General features: G+C 60.2%; 9 protein-coding genes and 1 tRNA gene. 7 read left to right on the top strand and 3 right to left on the bottom strand.

Translation table 11 applies throughout. The features are described 5' to 3' along the window. Positions 1-62: 62 nt before the first annotated feature. Together ACOTXF_RS17760 and ACOTXF_RS17755 are read right to left on the bottom strand one after the other, a co-directional pair. Entirely contained in the window at positions 63-1,592 is a 1,530-nt protein-coding gene (locus ACOTXF_RS17760) for a cryptochrome/photolyase family protein (protein WP_114138887.1), read from the bottom strand. Then, positions 1,589-1,735 carry a DUF2256 domain-containing protein gene (locus ACOTXF_RS17755; protein WP_071530926.1) on the bottom strand — a complete coding sequence of 49 codons (147 nt, stop codon included), beginning with the start codon at positions 1,733-1,735 and terminating at the stop codon, positions 1,589-1,591. Before ACOTXF_RS17755 ends, ACOTXF_RS17760 begins: the two co-directional genes overlap by 4 nt. Positions 1,736-1,951: 216 nt before the next feature. Here ACOTXF_RS17755 and mtfA point away from each other — a divergent pair, with 216 nt between their 5' ends. Beyond that, positions 1,952-2,749, top strand: coding sequence for a DgsA anti-repressor MtfA (gene mtfA / locus ACOTXF_RS17750; protein WP_021241405.1), 798 nt, complete (start codon positions 1,952-1,954; stop codon positions 2,747-2,749). On the opposite strand, the gene ACOTXF_RS17745 is transcribed toward mtfA, so the two are convergent. Further along, entirely contained in the window at positions 2,746-3,957 is a 1,212-nt protein-coding gene (locus ACOTXF_RS17745; RefSeq protein ID WP_316937062.1) for an MFS transporter, read from the bottom strand. The genes mtfA and ACOTXF_RS17745 overlap by 4 nt on opposite strands. A gap of 138 nt (positions 3,958-4,095) precedes the next feature. Between ACOTXF_RS17745 and ACOTXF_RS17740 the strand changes: the two genes are divergently transcribed. The 6 genes from ACOTXF_RS17740 to ACOTXF_RS17715 all read left to right on the top strand — a co-directional run bounded on the left by ACOTXF_RS17740 (position 4,096) and on the right by ACOTXF_RS17715 (position 12,302). Then, the gene (locus ACOTXF_RS17740) at positions 4,096-5,838 is read left to right on the top strand and encodes an IucA/IucC family protein (protein ID WP_048962095.1); all 1,743 of its coding nucleotides are present in this window, start codon (positions 4,096-4,098) and stop codon (positions 5,836-5,838) included. Then, positions 5,838-6,785 carry a GNAT family N-acetyltransferase gene (locus tag ACOTXF_RS17735; protein ID WP_044596671.1) on the top strand — a complete coding sequence of 316 codons (948 nt, stop codon included), beginning with the start codon at positions 5,838-5,840 and terminating at the stop codon, positions 6,783-6,785. The genes ACOTXF_RS17740 and ACOTXF_RS17735 overlap by 1 nt, the downstream gene beginning before the upstream one ends. Then, the gene (iucC, locus tag ACOTXF_RS17730) at positions 6,782-8,524 is read left to right on the top strand and encodes an IucA/IucC family protein (RefSeq protein WP_048962092.1); all 1,743 of its coding nucleotides are present in this window, start codon (positions 6,782-6,784) and stop codon (positions 8,522-8,524) included. The genes ACOTXF_RS17735 and iucC overlap by 4 nt, the downstream gene beginning before the upstream one ends. Beyond that, positions 8,521-9,846: a lysine N(6)-hydroxylase/L-ornithine N(5)-oxygenase family protein gene (locus ACOTXF_RS17725; RefSeq protein ID WP_234115289.1), complete on the top strand. Its 1,326-nt coding sequence runs from the start codon at positions 8,521-8,523 to the stop codon at positions 9,844-9,846. Before iucC ends, ACOTXF_RS17725 begins: the two co-directional genes overlap by 4 nt. A gap of 26 nt (positions 9,847-9,872) precedes the next feature. Beyond that, positions 9,873-12,062 carry a TonB-dependent siderophore receptor gene (locus ACOTXF_RS17720; RefSeq protein WP_196343126.1) on the top strand — a complete coding sequence of 730 codons (2,190 nt, stop codon included), beginning with the start codon at positions 9,873-9,875 and terminating at the stop codon, positions 12,060-12,062. Between the two features lie 164 nt (positions 12,063-12,226). Then, positions 12,227-12,302, top strand: a tRNA-Asn gene (locus ACOTXF_RS17715). Positions 12,303-12,309 lie beyond the last annotated feature (7 nt).

Here is a 12,309-nt window from a genome sequence, read left to right as displayed (position 1 = left end):
CAAAGTCAAAAATAATAGCGTCTTATTGACCTGCCGCAACCGCCCAGGCGTTGAAATACCGATCAGAGGTCGTTGAGATGCAGGCGGACGTACCCGGCGCGGTCGGTAATGGCCTGCCGATCCTCTTCCGTCATGTCCGCAAGCTGTTTAAAGACAATGCCCAGGCGGGGATTGTTGCCGAGACGCGCCTGATTGCGCGCAAAGAAGTCCCAGTAAAGGGCATTGAAGGGGCAGGCCTGCTCTCCGGTACGCTGGTTGTGCTGATACCGGCACCCCTGACAGTAATTACTCATCTTATGAATGTATGACGCGCTTGAGACGTAGGGCTTACTGGCCAGCAACCCGCCATCGCCAAACTGGCTCATGCCGAGGGTATTGGGCAGTTCCACCCACTCAAAGGCGTCAATATAGACGCCCAGATACCATTCATGAACCGCCTGCGGCGACAGGCCGCTGAGCAGGCTAAAGTTTCCAATGACCATCAGGCGCTGGATATGGTGGGCGTAAGCCTCGGTGAGCGACTGCCCAACGGCATGCGCCAGGCAGCGCATCTGCGTTTTGCCCGTCCAGAACCAGTCCGGCAGCGGGGCGTGCTGGTCTAAGGCATTCAGTTCCCGATAGCCGGGCATCTGCGACCAGTAGATCCCGCGCACATACTCCCGCCAGCCGAGAATTTGCCGGATAAACCCTTCGACGGCAGGCAGCGGCGCGTGGCCCAAACGCCACGCCTGCTGGGCGGCAGCAACCACTTCCCGCGGATTAAGCATCTTTGTGTTCAGCGCAAATGAAATTAACGAATGGAAAAGAAAAGGTTCCTCCGTGTGCATCGCGTCCTGCCAGTTTCCAAACTGCGGGAGCACGTGCGTGATAAATTCATCCAGCCTGGCTTTGGCTTCAGAACGGTTGAGCGGCCAGCGAAAATTGTCGGCCTGCGGTTCGCCGAAGGTCTTTACGCCGCAGCGTTGGATCTCCGCCCATAAGGCGGAACGATCGTGGCAAGGACGCGCGTCCCCCGGCGCGGGAGGCTCGCCGGACCAGCGCTTGCGGTTTTCAGCATCGAAATTCCATTTCCCCCCTTCCGGCTCGCCTGCTGACGTCAACAGTACGCCGTGCCGACGACGCATTTCCCGGTAAAAGTACTCCATTCGCCAGCTTTTGCGTGACGCAAAGAACGCGCTGACCTGCTCCCGAGTGGTGAAGAAATGCTCGCTGCTGACGCAGGCCGTGTCAACGGAGACCGTCTTCGCCCACGCCTGTAGTTGCGTATCAAGTCGCCATTCGTCGGGCTCCTGCCATATCACCCTGCCCGCGCCGTAATGCGCGACAAGCGCGTTGAGATTGTCTTCCAGCGCGCCGCGGTTTGAGTCATCAGAGAGCCGGACATACCTCACCCGATGCCCCTTCTCCTTTAACGCAGAGGCAAACGCCCGCATGGCGGCGAAGATAGCGATAACTTTCTGGGCGTGATGAAGCACATAGTCGGTTTCTGCCCGGAGTTCCAGCATCACGTAAATGATGTTCGGACTGCAGGTATCAAACCAGCTGTGATGCGGATTAAGCTGATCGCCCAGGATCAGACGTAGCTCGGTCAACGGTGGCTCCTGCGACAGCGCTCAGAACAGTATTTAACCTCATTCCAGCATTTCGCCCATTTCTTGCGCCACGTCATGGGCCGCTGGCAGTGCACACACAGTCGACTGGGCAGGTCCTGCTTGTTACCTTTGAAATCGCTCATCTTTTCAATACCGTACTGATTTATTCACCCCACCTGCGGATAAAGGCTACGACAGACTTCACAAAATGAAGGTGATGCCCGCAAACCGCTACCCACCGCTACGTACGAAATGATAGTTTATTCAGGCTGGATTTGTCGCAGCAGGCGATATTCTGGCATCTTAACCGAATCTGACTTTCCCATTTTTGTTCAAGTGACGAGTTTGCGAGCAAAGCGATGATAAAGTGGCCCTGGAAAACGAATGAGGCTGGCCGGGATGTGGCGCTGCCATGGGATGACGCCCTGACGATCCCTGTTCTGGCTAATCTAAATCCGGATGAACAATCGAAACTGGTTCAGCTGGCGGATCGTTTTTTACAGCAAAAGCGCCTGGTGCCGCTGCAGGGGTTTGAACTCGATCCCCTGAAAAACGCCCGCATCGCGCTGCTTTTCTGTCTGCCGGTGCTTGAACTCGGCATTGAGTGGCTGGACGGTTTCCACGAAGTGCTTATCTATCCCGCGCCGTTCGTGGTGGATGATGAATGGCAGGACGATATTGGGCTGGTGCATAACCAACGCGTGGTGCAGTCCGGACAAAGCTGGCAGCAGGGGCCGATAATCCTCAACTGGCTCGATATTCAGGACTCGTTCGACGCCTCCGGTTTTAATCTGGTTATCCATGAGGTGGCGCACAAGCTGGATACCCGCAACGGCGATCGCGCCAGCGGCGTCCCGCGGATCCCGCTTCGCGAGGTCGCGGGCTGGGAGCACGACCTGCACGCGGCGATGGATAACATCCAGGATGAAATAGACCTGGTGGGCGAAAGCGCGGCCAGCATTGACGCCTATGCGGCAACCGACCCGGCTGAGTGCTTTGCGGTGCTCTCCGAGTACTTCTTCAGCGCGCCCGAGCTCTTCGCGCCCCGTTTCCCGGCCCTCTGGCAACGTTTCTGCCAGTTTTATCAGCAGGATCCGCTACAGCGCCTGCGGCAGAATGAGGCGACCGGCGGGCATTCGTCCCGCCAGGTCCATTAAGCTTTTTCAGCAGGGGTACGCTCGGTTGACCATACCCCTATGCTCAGGGCTAAAAACAGCAATGCCATTCCCCACGCGGCCACCGTTAAAGACTGCTCCCCGTAAAAGCGCGTCACGACCGGCACCATCAGCGCGCTGACGCCGTAGCCTAACGTGTGGCTGGTGGCGATGACGCCCGCCCCTTTCCCCGTGGTCAGCCGATCGTTCAGCAGCAGCTGGTAGCCCGGCGTGGCCATCGCCGCCCCGAGTGACGTGATAACAATCCCCACGTAGAACAGCGCTAAACCGGCGACAGCCATCAGCCCAAGCCCGGCCACCATCAGCACCGCCGCGATGCAGAGCAATGTCACCGGGCTGAAATGCTGAGGGCGGACCACCAGAAACTGTGCCGCGAGCGTGGCCAGCGCGGCCAGGCTCAGCAGAAGTGCGACATGATGGCCGATCTCCCGGGCGTTACCGTCCAGCAACGGGCTAAGATGCGGTGACAGGCCAATCTGCATCAGGCTCACCAGCGCCGCCAGCAGCAACGCCAGCAGCAGGAACGGCAGCATGGAGGCCTGCAGGCGGGTTGCCTGATGGGCTACCGGCGGCAGCGGCGGGTCAGCGACTTCGCGAAGCACCAGCAGCAGAGCGAGAAGCGGCGCAACCGCCATCAGCCAGAGCGGCGCCACCGGATTAACGCTGAGCATCAGCGCCGCCAGCGGCGGGCCGAGCAAACGCCCGCAGCTGAGGCCGGAGCTTATCGTCGCCAGCGCCGCCATTCTTTTCTCCAGTCCCGCACGCTGAATCGCCCACGTCTGGGCCGCAGGCACCAGCCCCGAGACCGTCAGTCCGTAGAGCAGGCGCGAGAAAATAAGCCCCGCCAGCCCCCAGACCGCATCCAGCCTTCCGGCCGCCATCCCCCAGACCACCAGGGCCATCACGACGAAACTCGCCAGATAGCCGCTTAGCGAGGCCAGCATGACGGACTTACACCCCTTTCGCTCGCTCTGACGCCCCCACCAGGGCGAGGCCGGTAAAAAGAGCATCGATCCGAACATCAACAGCCCGGCCCAGACCGAGAGCGACAGCCCGGTCAGGGTGACCAGCTGCGGGAGCATCACCAGCAAACCGTTTTGCCCGATGCCGAGTAACCCCGCAGATAGCGCCAGGGGCCAGTTAGCTTTTGAAGTGACGTTTTCCGTCAAGGTTTCAGAGTCAGCGCGCATGAGAATGTGAACATAGTGTCAATAAATGTGTGGAAATTATGAAGTTTATGAAAACAAATATTGCAAAAATGGTTGCGAGTGTAAACAGAATGAATATCATAACGAGAATTATTATCAATCATGGAATGAGGTACATCTATGCGTGCTCTGCTCCGCGCCGCCGGTACAGACGTTGCAGCCCAGTGCTTTTTAAACGCCCTGTTGCGTGAAACGAAGGACTGGCGCTATCTCCCCGCTACCGATGCGGATGCGCTATCTGAGATCCATATCCCGCTTTCCCAAACCCAGGCGCTTCGGGTGCCAGTACGCTATTTCTCACCCACCCAGCATCATCAGTACCGTTTCCCGGCAACGCTGATTCAGAGCAACAGCGACAGGGGTGACGCCGTCACTTTCCCTCAACTGGTTGATTTAATTCTTGAAAAACCGTCCGTAAAAGGCTCGCTGGATGCCGATACGCTGGCGCGTTTTAAGCAGCGCGTTCTCGAAAGCCATGCCCACACCTGGCAGGCGATTGATTTACGCCACCGCTGGGCAACCCTGCGCGATAAGCCGCTGACGTTTGCCGAAGCGGAACAGGCGCTGCTGGTCGGCCATGCGTTTCACCCGGCACCGAAGTCCCACGAGCCGTTCAACGAAGCCGAGGCGCGCCGCTATTTGCCCGATTTCGCCTCCCGCTTCCCGCTGCGCTGGTTTGCCGTTGAGAGCACGCTCGTTGCCGGCGACAGCCTGAACGTTTCCCTGCGTGAGCGTCTGCTGCGCTTTGCGGCCCAGAGCGCGCCCGAGCTGCTCGGCCACTTTACCGACACCCGCTGGCTGCTGCCGATGCACCCGTGGCAGGCCGACTATCTGCTGGAGCAGGACTGGTGCCAGCGTCTGGCGGAAAACGGTTCGTTGCAGGACCTGGGTGAAGCGGGCGCACAGTGGCTGCCCACCAGCTCCTCCCGCTCGCTGTACAGCGAGACCAACAGCGACATGATTAAGTTCTCCCTCAGCGTGCGCCTGACCAACTCCGTGCGCACGCTGTCGGTGAAAGAGGTGAAGCGCGGCATGCGCCTGGCGCGTCTGGCAAAAACGGAACGCTGGCAGGATTTACAGGCGCGCTACCCGACCATGCGCGTGATGCAGGAAGACGGCTGGGCGGGGCTGCGTGACGAAAGCGGCACTATTCAGGAAGAGAGCCTGATGGCCCTGCGCGTCAATCTGCTGTTCGATACGCCAGACACCCAGACCAACGTGCTGGTGAGCCTGACGCAGGCCGCGCCGGACGGCGGTGACAGCCTGCTCGCCGCGGCGGTGCGCCGTCTGAGCCAGCGTCTTGATTTACCGCTCGCCCAGGCCGCCCGCTGCTGGCTGGACGCCTACTGCGACCGCGTGTTACTTCCGCTGTTCAGCGCCGAGGCGGACTACGGTCTGGTCCTGCTGGCGCACCAGCAAAATATCCTCGTTGAGATGCAGCAGGATTTCCCGGTCGGGCTGATCTACCGCGACTGCCAGGGCAGCGCGTGGACCGAAGGCGCCGACGCGTGGCTGAAAGAGGCGGGCGAAACTGAGGTGGAAAACCGCTTTGGCGAGAGCCAGCTGCTGCGCTACTTCCCTTACTACCTGCTGCTGAACTCTACCCTTGCCGTCACCGCCGCCCTTGCCGCCGCCGGTTTTGACAGCGAAGAGAGCCTGATGTCCCGGGTGCGCGACGCGCTGGCAGAACTGCGCCGCACGGCGAAGCAGACCCGCTGCCTCGACTACGTGCTCGACAGCCCGACCTGGAACTGCAAAGGCAACTTCTTCTGCTACCTGCACGATCGCAATGAAAACACCATCGCCGATCCGGCGGTGATCTATTTCGACTTTAGCAACCCGTTCTACAAGGAGAAGGCGTGATGGCTATCGCGAATATCGTCCATTCCGGCTACGGCTTTCACTGCACCGCAACGGATCGCGCCCTGCCGCTGGCGTTGGGTCTCGACGGCAGCGCGGTGCTGGAGCGTCTGAAGGGGATCCCGGACGGCTGGCTGGTGGAAGCCCTGGATCAGCTGTTTGTGGCCGCCCCCGCGCTGACCGGCATTACGTTGCCGTGGGCGGACTGGCAGGATGAACCCCAGGCGCAGGCGCTGTTTGGCCTGGCCCACGGTGATTATCTGGCGCGCGACGCCTTCTGGCAATTGCCGCTGTGGCTGAAGGGCGAACGCCCGCAGGCGAGCGGCGGAATGCAGTTTGACGAGAGCCGTCAACTGTACTTCCCGCTGCGCCCTCGCCGCCCGCAGGGTGAGGTGTATCGCCGTTACGATCCGCAAATTAAGCGTACCCTCAGCTTCCGCGTGGCCGACGTGGCGCTGGACGGCGAGCGTTTTACCCGCTGGATGAATAACCCGCGCGTGAACGCCTTCTGGGAGATGGCGGGCCCGCAGGCCGAGCAGGAAAACTACCTGCGCCGTCAGCTCGACTCGACCTACTGTTACCCGGTTATCGGCTGCTTCGACGATCAACCGTTTGGCTATTTTGAACTCTACTGGGCACCGGAAGACCGCATTGGCCGCCACTACCGCTGGCAGCCGTTTGACCGCGGGCTGCACATGCTGGTGGGGGAAGAGAACTGGCGCGGCGCGCAGTACATCCGCAGCTGGCTGCGCGGTCTGAGCCACTACCTGTATCTCGATGAACCGCGCACCACGCGCATCGTGGCCGAGCCGCGCTTCGACAACCAGCGCCTGTTCCGTCACCTTTCCTCTGCCGGTTTTGACACGGTGAAAGAGTTCGACTTCCCGCATAAACGCTCGCGCCTCATTATGAGCCAGCGTCACCGCTTCTTCAGCGAGGTGGGCCTGTGAACGCGCTCTGGGAAAAAGTGAACCGCGAGATGGTGGCGAAGATCCTCGCCGAGCTGGAATACGAGCGCACCCTGCGCGCCGAGCCGCTTTCGTCGGACGGCTGGCGCATCGCCATGGGCAACGAGTCCTGGCAGTTTTGCGCCACGCGCGGGATCTGGGGCTGGCTGCATATCGACCCGGACAGCCTGACCACCGCCAGCGGCGATGCCGTCGAAGCGGAAAGCGCACTGCTGCAGCTGGCGACGGTGCTGGAGATGAGCGACGCGCAAACGGCAGAGCACATGGAGGACCTCTACGCCACGCTGCGCGGCGACATGCAGCTGCTGCAGGCGCGTGACGCGCTGGATGCGGACGCGCTGATCCACCTCGATCCGGACGAATTACAGTGTCTGATGCGCGGTCACCCGAAGTTTATTTTCAACAAAGGTCGTCGCGGCTGGGGGCTGGACGCGCTGCGCCAGTACGCGCCTGAGTACCGTGGACGTTTTCGTCTGCACTGGATTGCCGTTCAGCGGGAGCATCTGGTCTGGAGCAGCGACGTCGATTGCGATATCAGCGCCCTGCTGGCGAGCGCCATGGATAACGCCGAGCGCGCCCGCTTTGACGCCCGCTGGCAGGCGCTGGGCCTCGACGAGAGCTGGCTGCCGGTGCCGCTGCACCCGTGGCAGTGGCAGCAGAAGATCGCCATTCATTTCCTGCCTCACCTTGCACGCGGTGAGATGGTTGAGCTGGGCGAGTTTGGCGATGAGTACCTGGCGCAGCAGTCCCTGCGCACGCTCACCAACGCCAGCCGTCGCGCGCCGTTTGACATCAAGCTTCCGCTGACGATCTACAACACCTCCTGCTATCGCGGTATTCCGGGCAAATACATTGCCGCCGGGCCGCTGGCCTCGCGCTGGCTGCAGCAGCAGTTTGCCACCGACGCTACGCTTGCCCGCTCTGGCGCACAGGTGCTTGGCGAACCCGCCGCCGGATATCTGTCGCATCCGGGCTATGCGGCGCTGCCGAAAGCGCCGTACCGCTATCAGGAGATGCTGGGGGTGATCTGGCGCGAGAACCCGTCCTGCTATCTGCAGGAGGGCGAACAGGCGGTGCTGCTGGCGGCGCTGATGGAAACCGATAACGCCGGGCGCCCGCTCATCGACGCGTGGATCAACCGTTCCGGGCTAAGCGCCGACGCGTGGCTGGAAAAGCTGTTTGAGGCAACGGTGATCCCGTTCTATCACCTGCTCTGCCGCTACGGCGTGGCGCTGATCGCCCACGGCCAGAACGTGACGCTGGTGATGAAAAATTACGTTCCACAGCGCATCCTGCTGAAGGATTTCCAGGGCGATATGCGCCTGGTGGATGAAGATTTCCCGCAGGCGGAAAGCCTGCCGAAACAGGTTAAGGCCGTCACGGCGCGCCTGAGCGCGGATTACATCATCCACGATCTGCAAACCGGCAACTTCGTGACGGTGCTGCGTTTTATCTCGCGCCTCACGCTGCAAAGCGGCGTCAGCGAAACGCGTTTCTATCAGATCCTCGCCGGCGTTCTGCACCGCTATATGGCCGCGCACCCCGAGCTTGCCGAGCGCTTCGCGACGTTCGACCTGTTTAAGCCGCAAATTATTCGCGTGATCCTCAACCCGGTCAAACTGACCTTCTCCGAACACGACGGCGGCAGCCGCATGCTGCCGAACTACGTCACCGACCTTGATAACCCTCTTTTTCTGGCCTCCCGGGAGTCCGCGCAATGAAAACCTATGATTTCATCGGCATTGGTATCGGCCCGTTTAACCTTAGCATCGCCGCCCTCGCAGAAGGGCTGGACGGCTTTAGCTCGCTGTTTCTTGAGCGCAAACCGCACTTTTCCTGGCACCCGGGGATGATGGTGCCGGACTGCCACATGCAAACCAGCTTCCTGAAGGATCTGGTCAGCGCCGTGGAGCCGACCAACCGCCACAGCTTCCTGAACTACCTGGTGCAGCGTAAAAAGTTCTACCGCTTCCTGACCACCGAGCAGCGCACCGTTTCACGGGAAGAGTTTGCCGACTACCTGTGCTGGGCGGCGGACAACCTCACCAACCTCGCCTTCAGCCAGCAGGTACAACAGGTGAGCTTTGATGAGAAAAGCGGCCTGTTTGAGGTAGTGACCCAACGCGATCGCTTACTGGCGCGCCACGTCTGCGTGGGGATCGGTAAGCAGATCAACCTGCCGGACTGCGTCACGACGCAGGACGATAGCTGCTTCCACGCCAGCGAGATGATGCTGCGCGCGCCGGATCTCGCGGGCAAGCGCGTTACCGTCGTCGGCGGCGGCCAGAGCGGTGCCGACCTGTTCCTGAATATTTTCCGTGGCGAATGGGGCCAGCCGCTGAGCCTGAACTGGGTCTCGCGCCGCAACAACTACAACGCGCTGGATGAAGCCGCCTTTGCTAACGAGTATTTCACGCCGGAGTACGTGGACAGCTTCTCCACGCTCGGTGAAGAGGCGCGTCGTCAGATGCTGCACGAGCAGAAGATGACCTCCGACGGGATCACCACCGAGTCCCTGCTGGCGATTTACCGCGCCATGTACCACCGCTTTGAAGTGCTGCGTGAAAAACCCTGGGCGCACCTGATGCCGTCCCGCTCGGTGACGGCCCTGACGCGCCTGGAAAACGGACAGCGTCTGAGCATACAGCATCACCTCGACGGCGGCCGTGAGCAGATGGAGAGTGACATTGTGATTTTCGCCACCGGCTATCGCGCCGTGCAGCCTGCGTTCCTGGCGCAGCTGTCTCACCGCCTGCATCTGGATACGGACGAAGCCTTCTGCATCAACAACGATTTCACCCTCGAATGGGACGGCCCGCAGAGTAACCGCCTGTTTGCCGTGAATGCCGGGATGCACCGTCTCGGCATTGCCGAACCCCAGCTCAGCCTGATGGCCTGGCGCGCGGCGCGAATTCTGAACCGCGCACACGCCGACGAGCCGTTTGAGCTGGCTACCACCCCTGGCGTTATCCACTGGCGAAGCACCACCAGCCCGGAGAACAGTCAGGTTTTTAAATCATTAGCAAAAACCACCGAGTACTGACACACACAATCAGGGTCAACATAACAATGAAACGTTCTCATCTTTGGGTTTTAAATCCTTGCTTGCTTGCAATGCTTTCTACCTCTGCGTGGGCGGAAGAACAAAAGGAAGAAAATATCGTTGTCTCCGCCAGCCGCGCGCACCGCAGCGTGGCGGAGATGGCGCAGACCACCTGGGTCATTGAGCGGGCTGAAATTGAGCAGCAGGTTCAGGGCGGGAAAGAGATTAAAGAAGTGCTGGCGCAGCTGATTCCGGGCATGGACGTCAGCAGCCAGGGGCGTACCAACTACGGCATGAACCTGCGCGGCCGCTCCATGATGGTAATGGTGGACGGCGTGCGCCTGAACTCGTCCCGCAGCGACAGCCGCCAGCTCGACTCTATCGATCCGTTCAACATTGACCGTATCGAAGTCATCTCCGGCGCCACGTCACTCTACGGCGGCGGCAGCACCGGCGGTCTGGTGAACATCGTTACCAAAAAGGGCCAGCCTGAGACCGAAGTCGAATTCCAGACCGGGGCTAAAAGCGGGTTCAACAGCCACAACGACCACGATGAGAACGTGTCGGCAGCGGTCAGCGGCGGCAATGACAACGCCTCCGGTCGTCTGTCGGTGTCGTATCAGCGCTACGGCGGCTGGTATGACGGTAACGGCGACGAGGTCATCATTGATAACACCCAGACCGGCTTACAGTATTCCGACCGTATCGACGTGATGGGCACAGGCACCCTCAATATTGACGATCACCAGCAGCTGCAGCTGACCACTCAGTACTACAAGAGCGAGTCCGACGGCAAGCATGGTCTCTATCTCGGGAAGAACTTCTCGGCGGTCACGGGGGATGCGACCGCGTACAACAAAGGTAACCTCGATTCTGACCGCGTGCCGGGTACCGAGCGCCATCTGATTAACCTGCAGTACTCCAATACCGACTTCTGGGGCCAGGATCTGGTCGCGCAGATTTACTATCGCGACGAGAGCCTGACCTACTATCCGTTCCCGACCCTGACCAAAGGCGTGGTCACCAGCATCGGCGCGTCGCAGCAGAAAACCGATTTCTACGGCGGCAAGCTGACGCTGAACAGCAAACCGGTGGACGATTTGACGCTGACCTGGGGTATGGATGCCGATCACGAAACCTTCGACGCCAACCAGCAGTTCTTCAACCTGAAAAAAGCTGCGGCGAGCGGGGGCATGGAGCTGGATAACGCCTACAACGTGGGCCGCTACCCGGGTTATAGCATCACCAACCTCGCCCCGTTCCTGCAGGCCAGCTATGACATTGACGCCATCACCCTTAGCGGCGGCGTGCGCTACCAGTACACCGAGAACAAGGTGGACGACTTTGTCGGTTATACCCAGCAGCAGGCCATCGCTACCGGGAAAGCCACCTCCGCCGACGCGGTGCCGGGCGGGAAAACCGATTACAACAACTTCCTGTTTAACGCCGGGATCCTCGGTCGCCTGACCGAACAGCAGCAGGTGTGGTTTAACTTCTCCCAGGGCTTCGAAATCCCGGACCTGGCGAAGTACTACGGCTCCGGTACCTATCAGCTCAGCAACGGTCACTATCGCCTGCTGAACAGCGTCAACGTCAACGACTCGAAGCTGGACGGTATCAAGGTCAACGCTTATGAGCTGGGCTGGCGCTACACCGGGGATAACCTGCGCCCCCAGGTTGCGGCGTATTACTCGCTCTCGGATAAAACCATCACCATCAACAAGACGGACATGACCATCAACCTGGAAGACGACAAGCGTCGTATCTACGGGGTAGAAGGTCAGGTGGACTATTTCTTCACCGACAGCGACTGGAGCACGGGCGCGAACTTTAACGCCATTAAGTCGGAAACTCGCGAAAACGGGAAATGGGAGAAGCTGACGGTAGACAGCGCCAGCCCGTCGAAAGCCAGCGCGTGGGTCAACTGGGCGCCGGGCGACTGGACCCTGCGCGTGCAGAGCACGCAGACCTTTGACGTCTCTGACGCCGACGGCAAGAAGATCGATGGCTACAACACGGTCGACTTCCTAGGCAGCTACGCCCTGCCGGTGGGTAAAGTCAGCTTCAGCGTGGAGAACCTCCTGGACAAAGACTACACCACCGCCTGGGGCCAGCGCGCGCCGGGGCTGTATAGCCCAACCTACGGTGCACCGGGCCTGTACACCTATAAAGGCCGCGGACGGACGTTTGGTCTGAACTACTCCGTTCTGTTCTAATCCTGAGCGCCGCCTGCGGGCGGCGCATTTTGCTGTGTAATTTCGAAGCAAATTTACTATAAAATCAGCGATTTGCTGAAATTGTCGGCAAACGAACAAAAAGCGCGATTTCACCCTTTGACAAGGCGAACTGAGGTCGCTACTATGCGCCTCGTTCACACGATTCCTCTGTAGTTCAGTCGGTAGAACGGCGGACTGTTAATCCGTATGTCACTGGTTCGAGTCCAGTCAGAGGAGCCAAATTTGA

It is taken from the genome of Enterobacter cloacae complex sp. IR53041, assembly GCF_049238285.1.
Taxonomy (GTDB): Bacteria; Pseudomonadota; Gammaproteobacteria; order Enterobacterales; family Enterobacteriaceae; genus Enterobacter; species Enterobacter roggenkampii.
Note: the sequence above shows the minus strand (reverse complement) of the source record. Positions and strands in the feature narration are given on the sequence as shown.